General features: G+C 68.4%; 21 protein-coding genes and 5 tRNA genes. 20 read left to right on the forward strand and 6 right to left on the reverse strand.

The annotated features are described in order from the left end of the window. The first annotated feature begins 156 nt into the window (after nt 1-156). On the forward strand, nt 157-1,002 hold the full coding sequence (locus ACZ5Z2_RS04070; protein WP_464760708.1) for an SPFH domain-containing protein: 846 nt from the start codon (nt 157-159) through the stop codon (nt 1,000-1,002). Nucleotides 1,003-1,063: 61 nt separating this feature from the next. Then, nucleotides 1,064-1,633: a hypothetical protein gene (locus ACZ5Z2_RS04075; RefSeq protein WP_464760709.1), complete on the forward strand. Its 570-nt coding sequence runs from the start codon at nt 1,064-1,066 to the stop codon at nt 1,631-1,633. Nucleotides 1,634-1,678: 45 nt separating this feature from the next. Here ACZ5Z2_RS04075 and ACZ5Z2_RS04080 read toward each other — a convergent pair whose 3' ends face one another. From ACZ5Z2_RS04080 to wrbA, 3 genes are read right to left on the reverse strand one after another with little or no spacing between them, the layout of a single operon-like run. Beyond that, entirely contained in the window at nt 1,679-2,143 is a 465-nt protein-coding gene (locus tag ACZ5Z2_RS04080; protein WP_464760710.1) for a cupin domain-containing protein, read from the reverse strand. Nucleotides 2,144-2,165: 22 nt separating this feature from the next. Beyond that, nucleotides 2,166-2,513, reverse strand: a complete 348-nt coding sequence (locus ACZ5Z2_RS04085; protein WP_464760711.1) for a DUF2069 domain-containing protein — start codon at nt 2,511-2,513, stop codon at nt 2,166-2,168. Continuing rightward, entirely contained in the window at nt 2,510-3,109 is a 600-nt protein-coding gene (wrbA, locus tag ACZ5Z2_RS04090; protein WP_464760712.1) for an NAD(P)H:quinone oxidoreductase, read from the reverse strand. The genes ACZ5Z2_RS04085 and wrbA overlap by 4 nt, the downstream gene beginning before the upstream one ends. 181 nt (nt 3,110-3,290) lie before the next feature. On the opposite strand from wrbA, the gene ACZ5Z2_RS04095 reads away from it, so the two are divergent. Genes ACZ5Z2_RS04095 through ACZ5Z2_RS04105 form a run of 3 tightly spaced genes read left to right on the forward strand, consistent with a single transcriptional unit; the run spans nt 3,291 to nt 5,307 of the window. Beyond that, nucleotides 3,291-4,568: a YihY family inner membrane protein gene (locus ACZ5Z2_RS04095; protein WP_464760713.1), complete on the forward strand. Its 1,278-nt coding sequence runs from the start codon at nt 3,291-3,293 to the stop codon at nt 4,566-4,568. Then, a complete protein-coding gene (locus tag ACZ5Z2_RS04100; protein WP_464760714.1) occupies nt 4,565-5,041 on the forward strand; it encodes a TlpA family protein disulfide reductase in 477 nt (158 codons plus the stop codon). Before ACZ5Z2_RS04095 ends, ACZ5Z2_RS04100 begins: the two co-directional genes overlap by 4 nt. Next, nucleotides 5,041-5,307: an acylphosphatase gene (locus ACZ5Z2_RS04105; protein ID WP_464760715.1), complete on the forward strand. Its 267-nt coding sequence runs from the start codon at nt 5,041-5,043 to the stop codon at nt 5,305-5,307. Before ACZ5Z2_RS04100 ends, ACZ5Z2_RS04105 begins: the two co-directional genes overlap by 1 nt. A 15-nt stretch (nt 5,308-5,322) precedes the next feature. On the opposite strand, the gene ppk2 is transcribed toward ACZ5Z2_RS04105, so the two are convergent. The 3 genes from ppk2 to hemA all read right to left on the reverse strand — a co-directional run bounded on the left by ppk2 (nt 5,323) and on the right by hemA (nt 8,575). Further along, nucleotides 5,323-6,087: a polyphosphate kinase 2 gene (gene ppk2 / locus ACZ5Z2_RS04110; RefSeq protein WP_464760716.1), complete on the reverse strand. Its 765-nt coding sequence runs from the start codon at nt 6,085-6,087 to the stop codon at nt 5,323-5,325. 47 nt (nt 6,088-6,134) lie between these two features. Beyond that, nucleotides 6,135-7,214: a peptide chain release factor 1 gene (prfA, locus tag ACZ5Z2_RS04115; protein WP_464760717.1), complete on the reverse strand. Its 1,080-nt coding sequence runs from the start codon at nt 7,212-7,214 to the stop codon at nt 6,135-6,137. Between the two features lie 83 nt (nt 7,215-7,297). Further along, complete coding sequence (gene hemA, locus ACZ5Z2_RS04120) at nt 7,298-8,575, reverse strand: glutamyl-tRNA reductase (protein WP_464760718.1); 1,278 nt, start codon at nt 8,573-8,575, stop codon at nt 7,298-7,300. 148 nt (nt 8,576-8,723) lie between these two features. On the opposite strand from hemA, the gene ACZ5Z2_RS04125 reads away from it, so the two are divergent. The 15 genes from ACZ5Z2_RS04125 to ACZ5Z2_RS04195 all read left to right on the forward strand — a co-directional run bounded on the left by ACZ5Z2_RS04125 (nt 8,724) and on the right by ACZ5Z2_RS04195 (nt 19,410). Further along, a complete protein-coding gene (locus tag ACZ5Z2_RS04125; protein ID WP_464760719.1) occupies nt 8,724-10,436 on the forward strand; it encodes a tetratricopeptide repeat protein in 1,713 nt (570 codons plus the stop codon). Continuing rightward, entirely contained in the window at nt 10,433-11,041 is a 609-nt protein-coding gene (lolB, locus tag ACZ5Z2_RS04130) for a lipoprotein insertase outer membrane protein LolB (RefSeq protein ID WP_464760720.1), read from the forward strand. The genes ACZ5Z2_RS04125 and lolB overlap by 4 nt, the downstream gene beginning before the upstream one ends. A gap of 86 nt (nt 11,042-11,127) precedes the next feature. Continuing rightward, entirely contained in the window at nt 11,128-12,525 is a 1,398-nt protein-coding gene (ispE, locus tag ACZ5Z2_RS04135; protein ID WP_464760721.1) for a 4-(cytidine 5'-diphospho)-2-C-methyl-D-erythritol kinase, read from the forward strand. A 160-nt stretch (nt 12,526-12,685) separates the two neighbouring features. Next, nucleotides 12,686-12,762 (forward strand) — tRNA-Gln (locus ACZ5Z2_RS04140). A gap of 56 nt (nt 12,763-12,818) precedes the next feature. Next, nucleotides 12,819-13,757, forward strand: coding sequence for a ribose-phosphate diphosphokinase (locus tag ACZ5Z2_RS04145; protein ID WP_464761658.1), 939 nt, complete (start codon nt 12,819-12,821; stop codon nt 13,755-13,757). Between the two features lie 144 nt (nt 13,758-13,901). Further along, entirely contained in the window at nt 13,902-14,564 is a 663-nt protein-coding gene (locus tag ACZ5Z2_RS04150) for a 50S ribosomal protein L25/general stress protein Ctc (protein ID WP_464760722.1), read from the forward strand. A 54-nt stretch (nt 14,565-14,618) separates the two neighbouring features. Further along, entirely contained in the window at nt 14,619-15,203 is a 585-nt protein-coding gene (gene pth / locus ACZ5Z2_RS04155) for an aminoacyl-tRNA hydrolase (protein WP_464760723.1), read from the forward strand. Nucleotides 15,204-15,271: 68 nt separating this feature from the next. Further along, entirely contained in the window at nt 15,272-16,360 is a 1,089-nt protein-coding gene (gene ychF, locus ACZ5Z2_RS04160; protein WP_464760724.1) for a redox-regulated ATPase YchF, read from the forward strand. Nucleotides 16,361-16,505: 145 nt separating this feature from the next. Then, nucleotides 16,506-16,949 (forward strand): GNAT family N-acetyltransferase, encoded by a 444-nt coding sequence (locus tag ACZ5Z2_RS04165; protein ID WP_464760725.1) that lies wholly within the window; start codon nt 16,506-16,508, stop codon nt 16,947-16,949. Nucleotides 16,950-16,983: 34 nt separating this feature from the next. Then, nucleotides 16,984-17,484, forward strand: coding sequence for an acyl-CoA thioesterase (locus ACZ5Z2_RS04170; protein WP_464760726.1), 501 nt, complete (start codon nt 16,984-16,986; stop codon nt 17,482-17,484). A gap of 71 nt (nt 17,485-17,555) precedes the next feature. Further along, nucleotides 17,556-17,641: transfer RNA gene (locus ACZ5Z2_RS04175), tRNA-Tyr, on the forward strand. A gap of 73 nt (nt 17,642-17,714) precedes the next feature. Further along, nucleotides 17,715-17,788, forward strand: a tRNA-Gly gene (locus tag ACZ5Z2_RS04180). A gap of 119 nt (nt 17,789-17,907) precedes the next feature. After that, nucleotides 17,908-17,983, forward strand: a tRNA-Thr gene (locus ACZ5Z2_RS04185). A 61-nt stretch (nt 17,984-18,044) separates the two neighbouring features. Then, nucleotides 18,045-19,235, forward strand: coding sequence for an elongation factor Tu (gene tuf / locus ACZ5Z2_RS04190; protein WP_464760727.1), 1,191 nt, complete (start codon nt 18,045-18,047; stop codon nt 19,233-19,235). Between the two features lie 99 nt (nt 19,236-19,334). Continuing rightward, nucleotides 19,335-19,410, forward strand: a tRNA-Trp gene (locus tag ACZ5Z2_RS04195). The last annotated feature ends 46 nt before the right edge of the window (nt 19,411-19,456 follow it).

Here is a 19,456-nt window from a genome sequence, read left to right on the forward strand (position 1 = left end):
GGCTTGGTGCTCATGGGCGGATGCCTCTGCCAAGAACTTGCGCCGCATGCTGACCCATAATCGGCGCAGCGTATTGTCGGCATTGCCAGGTCGATCCAGCGTATCGGGGCCGGGCCAGGGACAGGCGCACACCATCCACAGCACGAGGGAATGACCATGGCACTGACGCGGCAAGTGATCTCGACCCTGCAGGACAACGGCACGGACATCATGGGGCCGGATGTGCTGGCCTACCACTACCCGGATGCGAGCATCGTCTCGGGCAGCTTGTTGACGGTGGAAGCCAACCATTTCGCCGTGCTCAAGTCGCGCGGCGCGGTGCTCGGCGTCTACGACACCGGGCAGTACCCGATCCAGACGCCGGACAAGCCGCTGGTGGGCGGCTTCGTCAGCGGCTTCTTCGGCGGCAACTCGCCGTGGCAGTACGAGGTGCTGTACGTGAACCGCGCCAAGCTGCTGGTGCGCGCCAGCGGCGTGGCTACCTCGGCGGAGATGGCCGAGATGGTGTACCAGGTCGACTACTACATCCACGTCGACAGCAAGGACGACGCGCTCAAGCTCACCACGCACATGCCGTTCAGCGGGCACTACATCAAGGCCGACGAGGTGGCCAGCTATGCGGCGCCGGTGGTCGAGCAGGCGATCAACCAGATCGTGCAGGTCACGCCGATGGAGCGGATCAACGAGCACATCCACGAGGTGGTCGAGCTGCTGAAGGAGCACATGAGCGCGTTCCTCGCGGTGTTCGGCATCACCCTGAACGACGCCAAGGTGCTGATCCTGCCCAAGGACGACCGCATGCGCGAGCTGATCTCGCTGCGCGCGTTCGGCCTGAGCGAGGTGGAGGCGGTGCGCTACTACACGGCGTTGAAAATGGCCGAGCGCGGTTTGGTGTCCGCGCCGAACATGGCGATAGGCGCGCCGTTCTCGATCGGTGGCGCCACGATGGGTACGTATGCGGTGCCCGATGGCCATGCTCCGGTGGTGCCGTCCAAGGCGTGATGGCCGTTCATGCGAGCCGCGCCTGCGTGGCGCAGTTCGTCCACGGGACTGGAGACGCGACATGGAACTGAAAACGACGGACAACCCGATCGAATCCGCCGGCGCGATGAAGCAGGTGTTGTCCAACCTGTTCTACGGCTGGGGCTACAACTTCTATCGCAAGGAAAACCAACTGCGCGCCGACGATTTGTTGATCCGCGCCAAGGTCAGCGAGATGCTGGGCGCTATGCGCACGCACCTGGCCGGCCTGGAGCGGGACTGGCGGCGCGAGCGCCTGCCTGCGCCGACACGCGAGCATCCGTTCCCCGACGCTGCGGCTGTGGCCACGGCGCAAGCCCTGCAGCGCGCGCAGCAAAGCGTCGAATCGCTGGAAACGAAAGTGCGCACGGCGCCCGTGCCGGAGATGGATCGGGTGACGCAGCGGCACGTCAACGAGCGCGATGCACTCGAACGCCTCGCGGTGGTGGACGGCGAGCTGGTGGCGGCGGCGAAGTCGGCGCTCGACGCGTCGGCTGGTCTGCTCGACCCGGTCACGGCGGCGAGCGGATTGTCTGCGATCCTCGCGCAATCAGGCATGGAGGCGTTGTTGGCGCGGCGTGCCGAGGTGCTGTCGGTCATCGCGATGGCGTGACCCGCTGCCGCGGTTGTATGGCCGCAGGCGTGGAGCCTGCGGCCATCACCCCGGTTCGATCGCGTCGAAGTCCACCAGGTCGCCTTCGTCGCCGCGCATGTACAGGCGCTTGCGGCGATGCGGGTAGTCGCAGACGTCCTGCTCCAGCCGCTGGCCGGCGACCAGCAGCACCAGCGGCGCGTCGCCGGTGTTGGTGATGACGTGGGCAGGGCCGTTGCGCGCGAAACCGAGGAAATCGCCGGGGCCGATGGCGTGGGCCTGCTCGTCGATCAGCGCGCGGCCTTGCCCCGCGAGCACGTAGACGAATTCTTCCTCGTACAAATGGCGATGGTATTCGCTGGAGTCGCGGCCGGGCGGAAGTTCGATGCGGTGCACGCCGAGCCGGGTGAGGCCGGTGGCGTTGCCCAGCGACTTGCGCAGGCGCAATGCGTTCGGGTTCAGCGGGTGGGGGCGCGCCACCGCCTCCATGGCTTCGATGTCGGCGGCGGTCAGCAGGGCGGAATGCGACATGCGGATCTCCCGGTGGTTGATGTCAGTCCCGTGGCCGACGCACGCCCGCGCCCAGCGTGCCGATCAACAACAGGGTGAGCGCGATTTCGGCGACGGCAAGCATGCGTTCGACCGGCGAGCTCCATGCTTCGGCCACGCCGTGGCAGAAGTAGAACAGCGCGAGGATGCCGACCCAGAGCAGGGCGCGATGCGGCTTGCGCAAGGCGGCGAGCGGCAGCAGCAGCGGAACCACGGTGATCGCCAGCACCGGTATCGTCGGCACGTCTTGTGGCGGCAGCAGCCAGCCATGCCAGGCCAGCTGCAGCGCGGTCAGCGCGGCCCATGCGGCGAGGCCGAGCTTCTGTTCGATGGGCAGGGCGGCTGTACTCATGCGTTCGCGGCCAGCTTGCGCGTGGTGTCGGCGAGGCGGCGGCCCAGCGCGCGGGCCAGGTCGCGCTCGTGTTCGCTGATCGCGTTCTCGCCCTTGCTGCCGGCGACGTGGCTGGCGCCGTAGGGCGAGCCGCCGGTCTGCGTGATGCTGAGCGCGGGCTCGGTGAACGGGATGCCCACCAGCAGCATGCCGTGATGCAGCAGCGGCAGCGCCATCGTCAGCAGGGTGGATTCCTGCCCGCCGTGCATGGTGCTGGTGGAGGTGAACAGCGCGGCGGGCTTGCCGGCCAGCGTGCCGCTGGCCCATTCGGCGCCGGTGGTGTCGAGGAAATGTTTGAGCGGCGCGGCCATGTTGCCGAAGCGGGTGGGGCTGCCCAGCGCGAGGCCGCTGCAGTCGGCGAGATCCTGCTTCGTGACGTAGGGCGCGCCCTCGTCCGGCACCGGCGGCTGCGCGGTTTCGGTGACGGGCGCCACCGGCGGCACCTGGCGCAGGCGCGCGCGCATGCCGGGCACTTCCTCGATGCCGCGGGCGATCAGCCGCGCCAGCTGCGCGGTGTGGCCGGTGCGGCTGTAGTAGAGGACGAGGATGTCGTTCATGTGTTTGGGTGCGGTCTGAGCGATGCGTTAGTGTAGAAGTTACCTCAACCCCCGTTCGCCCTGAGCGTAGGCCCGCAGGGCCGAAGTCGAAGGGCAGGGAATGCCGGGGCTGGTGTTTCGACTTCGCGGAACTTCGTTCCGCTACGCTCGACACGAACGTACCGGATTTTGCGAGCCGCCCATGCAACTGCGTTTCGACCGCGACCGTACGCACAGCTTCAGCCGCTTCCTGTGGCAGCGCTTCGTCGACGACAAGTGCTTCGAGACGGCGGGCGCGCTGTCGTACACCACGCTGGTGTCGCTGGTGCCGCTGATGGTGGCGGCGCTGGCGATGTTCGCGGCGTTCCCGGTGTTCGCGCAGTCGCGCGACCTGCTGCTGGACTTCGTGTTCCGCAACTTCGTGCCGGCGGCGGGCCACCACATCCAGGACGCCTTGCAGGGCTTCGCCGGCAACGCCAGCCAGCTCACCGGCATCAGCATCCTGATGATGCTGTTCAGCGCGGTTTCGATGATGGTGAGCATCGAGGATCGGCTGAACCGCATCTGGCGCGTGCAGCGGCCGCGCAGCTGGCCCGCGCGCCTGCTGCTGTACTGGGCGGCGCTGACGCTGGGGCCGGTGCTGGTGGGCGGCGGCATCGCGGCCAGTTCCTACCTGAGCGCGCAGCCGCTGCTGCAGGGCGCGTCCGCCGTCGCGTCGTCGTCCGGGTTGGGCGTGTACGTGCTGCGCGTGGTGCCGTTCGTGGCCACGTTCGTGGGCCTGTGGCTGATGTACGTGCTGGTGCCGAACCGCCGCGTCTCGCGGCGCGACGCCACCGTGGGCGCGCTGATAGCCGCGATCCTGTTCGAGTTCGCGCGCTGGGGCTTCCGCCTGTTCGTGCTCGGGGCGCACACCTACCAGCAGATCTACGGCAAGGCGCTGGCGGCGATCCCGATCTTGCTGGTGTGGATCTACCTGTCGTGGATCATCGTGATCCTCGGTGCGTCGATTGCCGCCTCGATCTCGGCGTACGAGTACGAGCCGCCGGCCGAAAGGCTGCCGGAAGGCGCGGAGTTCCTCGGCCTGATGGTGGTGCTCAGGCACCTCGTGGATGCGCAGCGGCGCGGCGAGAGCGTGGATCCCGCCTCGATCTGCGCCAGCGAGCCGCGCCTGCGCAACGCATTGGCATCGGCCTATTTCGACGATCTTGCGCGTGCCGGCCTGATCCAGCGCAGCGAAGCGGGCGGCTGGTTGCTCAGCCGCAGCCTGGACAGTGCCGACCTGCTGCGCGTATACCGGCGCACCTGCTATCGCCTGCCTTTGCAGCCGGCGCAGGAGGCGGAGGCGCTGAACCTGGCGTTGCCGCAGGAATTGCTGGCGATGCTCGACGAACTGGCGGCCGCGATGCGCTCGACCTTGGGCACGCCGCTGTTGCAAGTGTTTCCCGCAGCGCCTGCTGCTCCGGAGGAATCTTCACCATGAAACGGCACGTCTGGCTTGCGGCACTCCTGCTTCCGCTGGCGCTGGCAGGCACGGCGCGCGCCGCGATGCCCGCGCATCCGGCCATCCACATCACCACGCTGGACGGCAAACCCTACGACCTGGCCGCCGAGCGCGGGCACTGGGTGATCGTGAACTTCTGGGCCACCTGGTGCATACCGTGCGTCGCCGAGATGCCCGAGCTTTCGCGCTACGTGGCCGCGCACAAGAACGTGCGCGCCATCGGCCTCGCCTACGAGGACAGCGAGCCGGGCGACATCAAGGCCTTCCTCGCCAAGCATCCGGTGGTGTATCCCATCGCGCAGGTGACGCTGGACAAGCCGGTCAAGGATTTCGACGAGCCACTGGGCCTGCCCACCACGTACCTGATCGCGCCGGACGGCACGGTGGCGGCGCACTTCCTCGGCCCGATCACTGCCGCGAAACTGGATGCGGCGATCGGCAAGGCGAAGTGATGCCTGCTGCGCGCTTCCTCGTCGCCGGCCGCGTGCAGGGCGTGTTCTTTCGCGCCAGCACGCGCGAGCAGGCCTTTGCACTGGGCATCGCTGGCCATGCGATCAATCTGCCGGACGGCCGTGTCGAAGTGCTGGCCGTGGGCGATGCCGCCGCGCTCGATGCGCTGGAGCGCTGGTTGCGGCAGGGGCCGCCCGCGGCGCGGGTGGATGCGGTCGAGCGGGCGGATCTGCCGGAGCAGGCGGCGGGCGGATTCCGCGTCGCCTAGCAGGCGGTCTGCTGGCTAGTACGTATCCGGCACCCAGTGGGCGTGTTTGGTGACGTGCTCCTTGCACGGCTTGTCCTTCAACTTCGGCAGCTTCACCGGCGGGGCGGGCTTGTCGTGCATGGGCATCTGCTGCAGCAGGTGCCGGATCAGGTTGATGCGGCCGCGTTTCTGGTCGTTGAAATCGGCCACGAACCACGGCGCTCGCTCGCTGTGAGTGCGCTCGATCATCGTGTCGCGCAGCCGTCCCATCTCGGCGTATTTGCGCCGCGCCTGCAGATCCACCGGCGACAGCTTCCAGCGTTTCAGCGGGTCGCTGGCGCGTTCGGCGAAGCGCTGCTCCTGCTCGGACTGATCCACCGTCAGCCAGTACTTCAGCAGGATGATGCCGTCGTCGACCAGCAGTTTCTCGAACGCCGGCACCGCCTGCAGGAAGGCTTCGTACTGGGCCTTGCTGCAGAAGCCCATCGCCGGCTCGACCACGGCGCGGTTGTACCAACTGCGGTCGAACAGCACGAGTTCGCCGGCGTTGGGCAGGTGGGCGACGTAGCGCTGGAAGTACCACTGTGTGGCCTCGGCGTCGCTGGGTTTGGGCAGCGCCACGATGCGGCAGCCGCGGGTATCCAGCCTTTCGCTGATCGCCTTGATGGTGCCGCCCTTGCCGGCGGCGTCGCGGCCCTCGAAGATCACCAGAAGCCGTTTGCCGCTGCTGCGCAGGCCCTGCTGCAGGCGGGTCAGTTCGACCTGGAGTTCTTCCAGGGTTTTGCGGTAGCGCTTGCCCATGTCTGCTCCGCCGGTTGCGTGGTCGGACAGACTATACCCGCCGCGCGTCAGGCGCTGCCGAGCGCCTGCAACTGATCCGCCTGGTTCTCGCGGGTGAGCGTGTCGACCAGTTCGTCGAGGTCGCCCTGCATGATTTCCGGCAGGCGGTACAGGGTGAGGTTGACGCGGTGGTCGGTGATGCGGCCCTGCGGGAAGTTGTAGGTGCGGATGCGCTGGCTGCGGTCGCCCGAGCCCACCTGCAGGCGGCGCTCCTGCGCCTGCGCCGCGGTCTGCTTGGACTGCGCCTCGTCCAGCAGGCGCGCCTGCAGCAGGCTCATCGCGCGGGCGCGGTTCTTGTGCTGGCTGCGCTCGTCCTGGCATTCCACCACCGTCCCCGTCGGCAAGTGCGTGATGCGGATGGCCGAGTCGGTCTTGTTGACGTGCTGACCACCCGCACCCGAGGCGCGGAAGGTGTCGATCTTGAGGTCGGCGGGGTTGATCGCGATTTCCTCGATCTCGTCCAGCTCGGGCAGGATCGCCACCGTGGCCGCCGAGGTGTGGATGCGTCCCTGCGACTCGGTTTCCGGCACGCGCTGCACGCGGTGGGTGCCGGACTCGAACTTCAGCCGCGAATACGCGCCCTTGCCTTCGACGCGCGCCACGATTTCCTTGTAGCCGCCGTGCTCGCCGTGGCTCTCGCTGAGGATTTCCACCTGCCAGCGCTTGTGCTCGGCGTAGCGCGCGTACATGCGGAACAGGTCGCCGGCGAAGATCGCCGCTTCGTCGCCACCGGTGCCGGCGCGCACTTCCAGGTACAGGTTGGCCTCGTCGCGCGGATCCTTCGGTAGCAGCAGGATCTGCAGCTCGCCGTCGAGTTCGGCAAGGCGCTGTTCCAGCCGCGCGATGTCGTCGGCCGCCATCTCACCCAGATCCGGGTCGTCCAGCATCGCGCGGGCCTCGGCCAGTTCGCGCGTGACGGCTTCGTGCTCGCACAAGGCGGCGACGACGGGCTCCAGCTGCGCGTACTCGCGCGACAGTTCGCGGAAGCGCGCGCCGTCGGCCAGCACGTCGGGCTGGGCCAGCAGCAGGCCGATTTCCTCGTGGCGCTCGGCGAGGGTTTCGAGTTTGCGGCGGATGGAAGGCGTCATGGGAAAGAGGCAGGAAGGCGGGAACGAAGCGGCCGGGACGTTGGCCGCGTGAATGCGGAAGAGGCGGCAGCCAGCCGCCCTCGCTAGGCGTTCCGCGTGTCCTGGTCTTCCTCGTCCAGCCCATACAGCCGCCCGGCCGCGTGCAGCAGGTCGAGGTCGCCCGACAGCGCCGCCTCGCGCAGCCGCGCGCTGGGGTGATGCAGCAGCTTGTTGGTGAGCGTATGGGCGAGGAAGCCCAGCGCCTCGTCGGGCGACTTGCCGCGCGCGAGCATGGCGCGGGCCTTTTCCAGCACTTCGTCGCGGTAGACCTCCGCGTGCTGGCGCAGGTCGAGCGCGGGGTTGTGCACCCCCAGCGCGCGGCGCCAGGCCATGTAGCGATCCACCTGCAGGTCGATGATGGCGTCGGCCTCGCGCGCGGCGGCGGCGCGCGAGCGGCGGTTGTCGTCGATCACCTGCTGCAGGTCGTCGATGCCGTAGAGGTAGACGTCCGGCAGCTCGGCCACGGCCGGCTCGATGTCGCGCGGCACGGCGATGTCCACCATGAACATCGGCTTGCGCCGGCGCGCGGCCAGCGCCTGTTCCACCATGGCGCGGGTGACGATAGGCGCGCGCGCGGCGGTGGAGGAAATCACGATGTCGGCCTCGGCCAGGTGCTGCGGCAGGTCGGCCAGCGCGATGGCGTAGCCGCCGTAGCGGCCGGCAAGTTCCTGCGCGTTCTCCAGCGTGCGGTTGGCCACGATCAGCCGGCGCGCCTGCTGGTCGGCGAGGTGGCGTGCGGCCAGCTCGATGGTGTCGCCCGCGCCGATCAGTAGCACGCAGGCCTCGCGCAGGTCGGCGAACACCTGCTCGGCGAGGCGCACCGCGGTGAACGCCACCGACACGGTGTGCGCGCCGATGCGGGTTTCCGTGCGCACGCGCTTGGCCACGGCGAAGGCGTGCTGCAGCAGGCGATCCAGCGGCGCCTTCAGCGCGTTCGCCTCGCGCGCGAGCTGGTAGGCGTCCTTCACCTGGCCGAGGATCTGCGGCTCGCCCAGCACCATCGAGTCCAGCCCGGTGGCGACGCGGAACAGGTGGCGCGCGGCGGCCTGCTCGTCGTGGCGGTAGAGGAACTCGTCCAGCTTGCCTGGGGTCAGACGGTGGTGGCGGCTCAGCCACGCCTGCGGCAGCTGTTCGGCGCCGGCGGCCACACCCACGTAGAGTTCGGTGCGGTTGCAGGTGGACAGGATCATCGCCTCTTCCACGCCGGGCTCGCCCTGCAATTCGTGCAGGGCCGCGGCAATGGCTTCGGGGTCGAACGCCACCTGCTCGCGCAGGGAAACCGGCGCGGTGAGGTGGTTGAGCCCGAGGGCGATCAGAGGCATGAGGTGACGGAGATCCCGGCGTGTATCAGGCGGCGTAGGCTAAGCTTGTCGTCGAGGCGCCGTGGATTCGGACACGGTGTGGCGTGTGTGCAGACGTAACGGACAGACGATGGTCAGTGTGCGAAGCAGGCGTTGCGGATTCAAGCAGATGCGGCATTTTACGGCAGGCGCCGTGCTGATGCTCGGCCTGGCCGCCTGTGCGCAGGCGCCGCTCAAGCCGGGCGCCAGGCCGGCGGCAGCGCCGCAGCCGCTGGCGCGCATGGTGGTGGCGACGCCGGATGCGGATCACGACCTGCTCGCCCAGCTCATGGCCGGCGAGATGGCGCTGGGCCGCACCGACCTGAAGTCCGCCGCGCTGCATTACGGCAAGGCCATGGCGATCAGCAACGACCCCGCCGTGGCCGAACGCGCCGCGGCGCTGGCGATCGCGGTGCACGATGACGCAGCCGCCGGCCGCGCGCTGGATCGCTGGCAGGCGCTGGGCGGGAAGCCCGAGGCCATGGCGCAGGCCCGCGCGCAACTGGCGCTGGATCGCGGCGACACGGCCGAGGCGCAGCGCCAGTTGCGGATACTCACCGACAGCCACGACAAGAACGCGTGGCGCAGCTTCGGCCAGGTGCTGGTGGCCGCGCGCGACCAGGCGCAGGCGGGACAATTGCTGGAAGCGCTGGCGACGCCGCAGCGACTGCCTGCCGACCCGCAGGCCTGGCTGGCGATGAGCGAACTGGGCGACAAGCTGGGCCGGCACGCTTATGCGCAGCGCATCGCGGACGCCGCCATCGCGCGCTTCCCCGGCAATGCCGAGGCCTATGGCTGGGCGGCACGGTTGATGGCAGGCAACGGCAACGACAAGGGCGCGCTCGCCCTGCTGAAGCAAGCCGTCGCCAAGGCACCGGACGACGTGCATCTGCGCCTGGTCTACGCCAGCCTGCTCAGCGAGGCCGGCGATTACGCCGCGGCCGCGAAGCTGCTGGAGCATGGCCCGCAGAGCGCCGACACCTGGCAGTTGCGCGTCGCGCTGGCGGCGCACGCCAAGGACGACAAGGCGCTGGCGTCGCTGTATCGCCAGTTGCAGCGGGCCGCGCCCGACGTGCGCCAGAAGAGCGCCTTCCTGCTTGGCCAGTTGGCCGAGATGCAGCATCGCGACGCCGAGGCGCTGGCCTGGTACGACCAGGTCGGCGACGACGATCCGCATGCCTTCGACGCCGACCTGCACAGCGCCGTGCTGCTGCAGGCGCAAGGCAAGAGCGCCGACGCGCACCAGTTGCTCAGCCAGATGCAGATGGACTACCTCGACCAGCCGGCCCAACTGCGCCAGGCCTGGCAGCTCGACGCCGAGATCTACATGCGGGAGCGGAACTACCCGCAGGCGATCAACGCCTTCGACCATGCGTTGCAGGTGGCGCCGAACGATCCCGGCCTGCTGTACGGCCGCGGCCTGGCCTATGCGAGCGCAGGGCAGGTCGATTCCGCGGTGCAGGATTTCCGCAGCCTGCTCAAGCTCAAGCCCGGCGACATCGACGCCAGCAATGCGCTGGGCTACACGCTGGCCGACGCGAACCGCGACCTGCCCGAGGCAGAGCAGCTGATCGCCAAGGCGCGAGCGGCGCGGCCGGACGATCCTTCCATCGCCGACTCCTGGGGCTGGGTGCAGTACCGCCTGGGCCATCTCGACCAGGCGGCGCAATCGCTGCGCAGCGCATGGCGATCCGGCAAGGACGCCGACATCGGCGTGCACCTGGGCGAAGTGCTGTGGAAGCAGGGCGACCACGGCGACGCGCAACGCGTGTTCGAGGCCGTGCGCAAGCTCGACCCGCACAACGCCAGCCTGCGAAGCACACTCAAGCGGTTGAAGCCATGAAGCGCCACTTTCGACTTTTCGCGGCGGCCCTGCCGCTGCTGCTGGCGGCTTGCGTGCCGCAGCAGGCGGTACGCCTCAAGGGCGACGCCGGCCTGATGGGCGCGCAGCTCGCGCGCGAACAGGCGCTGGCGCACGCCGACCACTGGACGCTGGAAGGCCGGCTCGGCGTTTCCGACGGCCATACCGGCGGCAGCGGCGGCTTCACCTGGACGCAGGACGGCGACGGCTACAGCTTCGTGTTCCGCGCGCCCATCACCGGCCGCAGCTTCGAGCTGAGCGGCGGCCCCGACGGTGCCGTGCTGAAGGGGCTGGACGGCGGCCCGCTGCAGGGAGCGGATGCCGAATCGCTGATGCGCCGCGCGCTGGGCTGGGAGGTGCCGTTGCACGACCTGCGCGCCTGGGTGCTGGGCCTGCGCGCCGACAGCGGCCCCGCCGAGCTGGCGTTCGGCGACAACCGGCTGCCCTCGCTGCTCACCCAGGACGGCTGGTCGGTGGACTACCGCGCCTGGGACGCCACGCGCCAGCCGCCGCTGCCCACCACCATCTTCGCCACGAGTCCGCCGTACAAGGTGCGGCTGTCGATCGAGACGTGGAGCCTGCGTTGAGCGGGCCGTCGCGCCGCGCGCCGGCCCTGTGATCCGTGCGCCAGTCCGGCAGTTAAGCTAGACGGCTTTCTTGAACCCGCCGATCCATGTCCATCCGCATCGAGCGCGCCCGGCTGGCGCAGGTTGACGATCTCCGCGACATCGAGCGCGCGGCGCAGGAACTGTTCCGCGGCCATCCCGCGTGGCCGTCCTACGCCAACGCGCCGATGGACGCACAGGCCCTGGCCGAGGCGATCGGCGCGGGGCAGGTGTGGGCGGCGCTGGACGAGGGCGGTCGCGCCGTGGGCTTCGTGGGCGTGGCGGTCGAGGACGGCGAAGCGGCCATCGCCGAGATCGACGTGCTGCCCAGCCACGGCCGGCGCGGCATCGGCTCGGCGCTGCTGGAACACGCCTGCGCATGGGCGGCCGAGTCGGGCTATCCGTCGATGGTGCTGGGCACGCTCGCGGACGTGCCGTGGAACGCGCCGTTCTATGCGCGCCACGGCTTCGAGGCCATCGATCCGAAGCACTACACGCCGGCGTTGGCGGAGCACCACGCGCACGATCGCGAGCGTGGCTTTCCCATGCACCTGCGCGTGTACATGCGCCGCCGCCTGCAGGCTTCGCCCGGCGGCTGGACGCGCTGGCCGGCGCCGGCCAAGCTCAACCTGTTCTTGCGCATCACCGGCCGCCGTCCCGACGGCTACCACGAACTGCAGACCGTGTTCCGCCTGCTAGCCTGGGGCGACGAACTGCGCCTGCGCGTGCGCGCGGACGGCGCGATCCGCCGCCTCGGCGACATGCCCGGCGTGCCCGAGCAGGACGACCTGGTGGTGCGCGCCGCGCGGCTGCTGCGCGAGCACGTGGGCGGCACGGCGGGGGTCGAGATCGAGCTGGAAAAGCGCATCCCGATGGGCGGCGGCCTGGGTGGCGGCAGCTCGGACGCGGCCACCGTGCTGGTGGCGCTCAACCACTTGTGGCGCTGCGGGCTGGACGAGGACGCGCTGGCCGAGCTGGGGCGCCGGCTGGGCGCCGACGTGGCGGTGTTCGTGCGCGGTCGCTCGGCCTGGGCCGAGGGCGTGGGCGAGCGGCTGACGCCGCTGGCGCTGCCGGGCCGGCATTACGTGGTGCTCGATCCGCACGAGCACGTGCCCACCGCGGCGCTGTTTCAAGCGCCTGAATTGACACGAAATGCGCTCCGGGCGACAATTTCGTCCTTTGTTTCGGGCGAAACGACGGAGAACGCCTTCGCACCGGTAGTGCGCGAGCGCCATCCGCGCGTGGCGTCGGCGCTGGACTGGCTGGGACGCCACGGCGCGGCAAGGCTTTCCGGCAGCGGCGGTTGCGTGTTCCTGGAAACGGTGACACGTGAGCAGGCCGAGGCCGTGGCGGCACGATGTCCCGGCGAGTTCGGTGTCCATGTGGTGAAAGGCGTAAACCATTCGCCGCTGCTGGCGGCATTGAGCCGTCACCGTGCGGGTTTGGCCAGAGCGAAAACAAGTTGACCTGACGCCGTGGTCGAAGCGGCGTTTGCTCATTGAAGAGTCCGGCCCGGATGGCCGGTGGAGCTGTCCGCCGCATGGATGCGGCGTGGTGAACAAAACATCCGGCCAGGATGACCGGTGGAGCTTTCCGTCGCAGGGATGTGGCGCAGTGAACAAATTTTGGGGCGTCGCCAAGCTGGTTAAGGCACGGGATTTTGATTCCCGCATGCGCAGGTTCGAATCCTGCCGCCCCAGCCACCCAGCACTTTGCAGCATTTCCGAGGAATGCAAGCGTGGACAGGTCCAGCCCGATGATGCTGTTTGCCGGCAAGGCGCACCCTCAGCTCGCCGAGGACGTCGCGTCGCGTCTGGGCATGCCGCTGGGCAAGGTGCTGGTCAGCACCTTCAGCGACGGCGAGGTGCAGATCGAGATCGAGGAGAACGTGCGCAACCAGGAAGTGTTCGTGCTGCAGCCCACGGGCGCGCCGAGCGCGAAGAACCTGGTCGAGCTGCTGGCGCTGGCCGACGCGCTGAAGCGCGCCTCCGCCGCCAGCGTCACCGCGGTGATCCCGTACTTCGGCTACGCCCGGCAGGATCGCCGCCCGCGCTCGGCGCGCGTGCCGATCACCGCGAAACTGGTGGCCAAGATGATCGGCACCGCCGGCATCGACCGCGTGCTTACGGTGGATCTGCACGCGGAGCAGATCCAGGGCTTCTTCGACATCCCGGTGGACAACGTGTACGCCTCGCCGGTGCTGCTGGCCGACATCTGGCGCAACCACAGCATGGACGACATGATCGTGGTGAGCCCGGACGTGGGCGGCGTGGTGCGCGCCCGCGCGCTGGCCAAGCGCCTGGACGACGCGGATCTCGCCATCATCGACAAGCGCCGTCCCAAGGCCAACGTGGCCACGGTGATGAACATCATCGGCGACGTGGCCGGCAAGACCTGCGTGATGGTGGACGACATCGTCGACACCGCCGGCACGCTGTGCGCGGCGGCGGCGGCGCTGAAGGAGCGCGGCGCGAAGAAGGTGGTGGCCTACTGCGTGCACCCGGTGCTTTCCGGCGCGGCGATGAGCAACCTGGAGAATTCCCAGCTCGACCAGCTGGTGGTCACCAACACGCTGCCGCTGAGCGCCGAGGCGCAGGCCTGCGCGAAGATCCGCGTGCTCTCGGTGGCCGAGCTGCTGGCCGAGACGATCCGACGCATCGCCTTCGGCGAGTCGGTGAGCTCGCTGTACATCGATTGATGTTTGAAAGTCTGCCCAGGACGGGCGGTTTGGAAGTTCCGCTTTTCGCGGCAGGGACGCCGCATAGAAGTAACGGACTTTTCTGGTCGCGGAAAAGTCGAACGGCCGCCGCGAGGCGGTTCATCAACCCAAGGTAGTACCGAAATGGCACAGACTCATGAAATCAAGGCCGAGAGCCGCAAGGACGAGGGGAAAGGTGCGAGCCGCCGCCTGCGTCGCGCGAGCTACGTGCCGGCCGTCGTCTACGGTGCGGGCCAGCCCCCGCAGAGCATCCAGATCGAGCACAACACCATCCTGCTCGCCGCCAAGCACGAGTGGTTCTTCTCCTCCGTGCTCGACCTGAACGTCGACGGCAAGGTGCAGAAGGTGCTGGTGCGCGACTGGCAGAAGCACCCGTTCAAGCAGCAGATGATGCACATGGACTTCCTGCGCATCGACGAGAACGCCAAGCTGCGTGTGAACGTGCCGCTGCACTTCCTGAACCAGGAGAAGTCCGCCGCCGCCAAGACCTCCGGCGTGGTGATCTCGCACAACCTGACGGAAGTGGAGATCTCCTGCCTGCCGAAGGATCTGCCGGAGTTCATCGAGCTCGACCTGGCCGACCTCAAGCCCGGCGACATCATCCACCTGTCGCAGCTGAAGCTGCCGAAGGGCGTCGAGATCGTGGCGCTGCACCTCGGCGCCGACCACGACACCACGGTGGTCACCGCGAACGCGGTGAAGGAAGAGGTCGAGGAAACGCCGGCCGCCGACGCCGCCCCGGCTGCCGACGCCAAGCCCGCCGCCCCGGCCAAGGACAAGAAGTAAGCCGCCGCGGCCCGCGCCCGCCCGGGCGCGGGCCGCGTGCGCTTGCTTGCCTCCATGGCGGGTCTGCGACTCATCGTCGGGCTGGGCAATCCCGGCGCCGAATACCTCCGAACCCGGCACAACGCCGGGTTCTGGTTTGTGGACGCCCTCGCGGCGGGGCAGGGCGAGCGCTGGAGCTTCGACGGCAAGCTGCACGGCGAGGCCTGCAAGGTTCGTCTCGGCGGCGAGCCGGTGTGGCTGCTCAAGCCCGCCACCTTCATGAACAAGAGCGGCATCGCGGTGGCCTCCGCGCTGCGCTACTACAAGATCGAGCCGGACGAGTGCCTGGTGGCGCACGACGAGCTGGATCTCGATGCCGGCACCGTGCGGATGAAGTTCGACGGCGGCCACGGCGGCCAGAACGGGCTGCGCGACATCGTGGCCCACCTCGGCCACGGCAAGTTCCATCGCCTGCGCATCGGCATCGGCCATCCCGGCCACAAGGACAAGGTTACGCCGTGGGTGCTCGGGCGCCCTTCGGCGCAGGACGAGGACGCCATCACGGGCGGCATCGCGCGCGCGCTGGACGTGCTGCCGCTGGCGGTCGAGGGGCAGTTCGACAAGGCCATGCAGCGGTTGCACACCGCTGACGGCAAATAATTTCCCGGTGCCGTTGCCGCTTTCGCGGAACGGCGCCTGCAACAGTACAAACGCTTCCGGAGTTTTCCATGGGCATCAAATGCGGCATCGTCGGCCTGCCCAACGTCGGCAAGTCCACCCTGTTCAACGCGCTGACCAAGGCCGGCATCGCCGCGGCGAACTTCCCGTTCTGCACCATCGAGCCCAACGTGGGCGTAGTGCCGGTGCCCGACCCGCGGCTCAACGCGCTGTCGGCCATCGTCAACCCGCAGAAGGTGATCCCGACGGCGGTGGAGTTCGTCGACATCGCCGGCCTGGTCGCCGGCGCCTCCAAGGGCGAGGGCCTGGGCAACAAGTTCCTCGCGCACATCCGCGAGGTGGACGCGATCGCCCACGTGGTGCGCTGCTTCGAGGGCGACGTGATCCACGTGGCCGGCAAGGTCGATCCCATCGCCGACATCGAGACCATCGACACCGAGCTGGCGCTGGCGGATCTCGACTCGGTGGAGAAGGCGCTGAACCGCGCCGAGCGCGCGGCCAAGGCCAACGACAAGGAAGCGCTGGCGAAGAAGCCGGTGCTGCAGAAGCTCGCCGCCGCGCTCAACGAAGGCAAGTCCGCGCGCAGCGTGAAGCTGGACGACGAGGAAAAGGCGCTGGTGCGCGACCTGTTCCTGCTCACCCTGAAGCCGCTGATGTACATCGCCAACGTGCTGGAAGACGGCTTCGCCGACAACCCGCACCTCGACGCCGTGCGCGCCCGCGCCGCCGAGGAAGGCGCCGAGGTGGTGCCGGTGTGCGCCGCCATCGAGGAGGAACTGGCCCAGCTCGACGACGCCGACCGCGACGAGTTCCTCAAGGATCTGGGCCTGGACGAGCCGGGCCTCAACCGCGTGATCCGCGCCGGCTACAAGCTGCTCGACCTGCAGACCTATTTCACCGCCGGCGTGAAGGAAGTGCGCGCCTGGACGATCAAGCGCGGCTACACCGCGCCGCAGGCGGCCGGCGTGATCCACACCGACTTCGAGCGCGGCTTCATCCGCGCCGAGACGGTGGGCTACGACGACTTCATCCAGTACAAGGGCGAGAAGGGCGCCGCCGATGCGGGCCGCCTGCGCAAGGAAGGCAAGGACTACATCGTCAAGGACGGCGACGTGCTGCACTTCCTGTTCAACGTCTGAGCCGCGAAGCCCGCATCGCGCGGGCGGCACGCGCCGGCGCCCTTCGTTCCGTGCAAGGATGCGCGCCGTCCGGCAGGTTGCGGGGGGGGGCATGGCGAAGGCGGTGTTGCGGATCCGGTTGGGCCGTCCCGATGACGCGCGCGCCGTGAGCGCATTGGTTCGTCGCCTGACGCGACGCTGGATACTGCCCGACCAGTCGCGCGAGGCCGGATTGGCGCTGCTGTCGCGGCAAGGCGCTGCGGCCCAGCGCATGCGCATGGCCGAGGGTCATCGCTTCCATCTCGCTTGGCTTGGCGACACCCTGGTGGGCGTGGCGACGATGCGCGACGACAGCCATCTCACCCAGCTCTTCGTAGGCACCCGCTACCACGGTCGCGGTATCGCGCGGCGCCTGTGGCTGCGCGCGATGGCCGATGCGGTGCGCCGCGCCGGCACGCGCCGTTTCACGCTCAACGCCTCGCGCTGCGCGCTGCCGGTGTACCGCAGGTTCGGGTTCGTGGCCACCGGGCCGGAGCGCCCGTCGCCGAATGGCGCGCTCACCACGCCGATGGAGCTGGAGTGCGCGCCGGTGCGTGGCCAGCGGGCATAATGCGGGCTTTCCCGCCGCGGTGATCGGAGCGCGCATGCCAGGCCAGCAGCACGAAGTCACTTTCCGTTTCCTCGCCCAGCCCACCGACGTCAACTTCGGCGGCAAGGTGCATGGCGGCATGGCAATGAAGTGGATCGATCAGGCCGGCTACGCCTGCGCGGTGGCATGGAGCGGGGCGTATTGCGTCACGGTGTCGGTCAGCGGCATCCAGTTCGTGGCGCCTATCCTGATCGGCGACCTGGTCACGGTGCGCGCGCGGCTGATCCACACCGGCACCTCCAGCATGCACCTGGCGGTGGACGTGCTGGCCGGCGACCTGCGCAAGAACGAGCAGCGCCTGGCGACCAGTTGCGTGATGGTGTTCGTTGCGCTGGACGCGCCCGACGGCAAGCCCACGCCGGTGCCGCACTGGGAACCGCGCGACGCTGCCGAGCGCAGCCTGCAGGCGCATGCGCGGCGCCTGCAGGAGCTGTCGCGCGAGATGGAGCGCCTGGTCGACGCGCAGGACGGCGAAAGCCTGCAGGAATCCGGCTGAAATCCGTGCGCGATCGTGCCCGCAGGTGTTGACAGTCGGCGGGCCGATCCACACAATACGCGTTCTTTGTTGGAGGGATACCCAAGCGGCCAACGGGGGCAGACTGTAAATCTGCTGGCTTACGCCTTCGGTGGTTCGAATCCACCTCCCTCCACCAGTCGATTCGCGCAGGTTGCGATTGGGCTGGTTCGCCGGATCGATCTTCGGTTCGGCAACGGGCTCCGCGCAGGGCGGGAGTAGTTCAATGGTAGAACCTCAGCCTTCCAAGCTGATGGTGCGGGTTCGATTCCCGTCTCCCGCTCCATTGGATTGCTGGGCACAAAAGTTCCGCTGCTGAATGCAACATCCCGGCGCGCTTTTGTGAAGAGTCCGGCATGGATGCTGGTCTTGTCTTTGCCGTCATGGATGTCGGCTGAAAATTCCGCTCATGTAGCTCAGTCGGTAGAGCACTTCCTTGGTAAGGAAGAGGTCGCTGGTTCGATTCCAGTCATGAGCACCATCTTTGTTGCTCGCCCGTTCCGGGCGGTTTTTCTCTCACTGACTCCACCGGGATTCTGGTCATGGCAAAGGGCAAGTTCGAGCGCACGAAGCCCCACGTGAACGTGGGCACGATTGGTCACGTGGATCACGGCAAGACGACGCTGACGGCGGCGCTGACGAAGGTCGGCGCGGAGCGTTTCGGCGGCGAGTTCAAGGCCTACGACGCGATCGACGCGGCGCCGGAAGAGAAGGCGCGCGGCATCACGATCTCGACGGCGCACGTGGAATACGAATCGCCGACGCGCCACTATGCGCACGTGGACTGCCCCGGCCACGCCGACTACGTGAAGAACATGATCACGGGTGCGGCGCAGATGGACGGCGCGATCCTGGTGTGCTCGGCCGCGGACGGCCCGATGCCGCAGACGCGCGAGCACATCCTGCTGTCGCGCCAGGTGGGCGTGCCGTACATCGTGGTGTTCCTGAACAAGGCCGACATGGTGGACGATGCCGAGCTGCTCGAGCTGGTCGAGATGGAAGTGCGCGAGCTGCTGTCGAAGTACGACTTCCCGGGCGACGACACTCCGATCATCAAGGGTTCGGCGAAGATGGCGCTGGAAGGCGACCAGTCGGAAATCGGCGTGCCGGCGATCATCTCGCTGGTGGACGCGCTGGACACGTACATTCCGGAGCCGCAGCGCGCGATCGACCAGCCGTTCCTGATGCCGGTGGAAGACGTGTTCTCGATCTCGGGCCGCGGTACCGTGGTGACCGGTCGTATCGAGCGCGGCATCATCAAGGTCGGTGACGAAATCGAAGTGGTGGGCATCCGCCCGACGCAGAAGACCACCGTGACCGGCGTGGAAATGTTCCGCAAGCTGCTGGATCAGGGCCAGGCGGGCGACAACGCGGGCCTGCTGCTGCGCGGCCTGAAGCGCGACGACGTGGAGCGCGGTCAGGTGCTGGCGAAGCCGGGCACGATCACCCCGCACACGGAGTTCGAGGCGGAGGTGTACGTGCTGTCGAAGGACGAAGGCGGCCGTCATACCCCGTTCTTCAAGGGCTACCGTCCGCAGTTCTACTTCCGCACCACCGACGTGACCGGCGCGATCGAGCTGCCGGAAGGCGTGGAGATGGTGATGCCGGGCGACAACATCAAGATGAAGGTGACGCTGATCCACCCGATCGCGATGGATCAGGGCCTGCGCTTCGCGATCCGCGAAGGCGGTCGTACCGTCGGCGCCGGCGTGGTCGCCAAGGTCATCAAGTAAGAACAAGCCAAAGGCCGCTACGCAGCGGCCTTTGGTGAAAAGTCCGGCCAGGGATGGCCGGCTTTTGGCTTTCGCGAACACGGATGTGAGCACAAATCTACGCCAGTAGCTCAATTGGCAGAGCAGCGGTCTCCAAAACCGCAGGTTGGGGGTTCGAGTCCCTCCTGGCGTGCCATCTCTCCGAGGATCGACGACGGATGGCGGCAATCGGCGGCTCCATG

It is taken from the genome of Rhodanobacter sp. G1, from assembly GCF_055397855.1.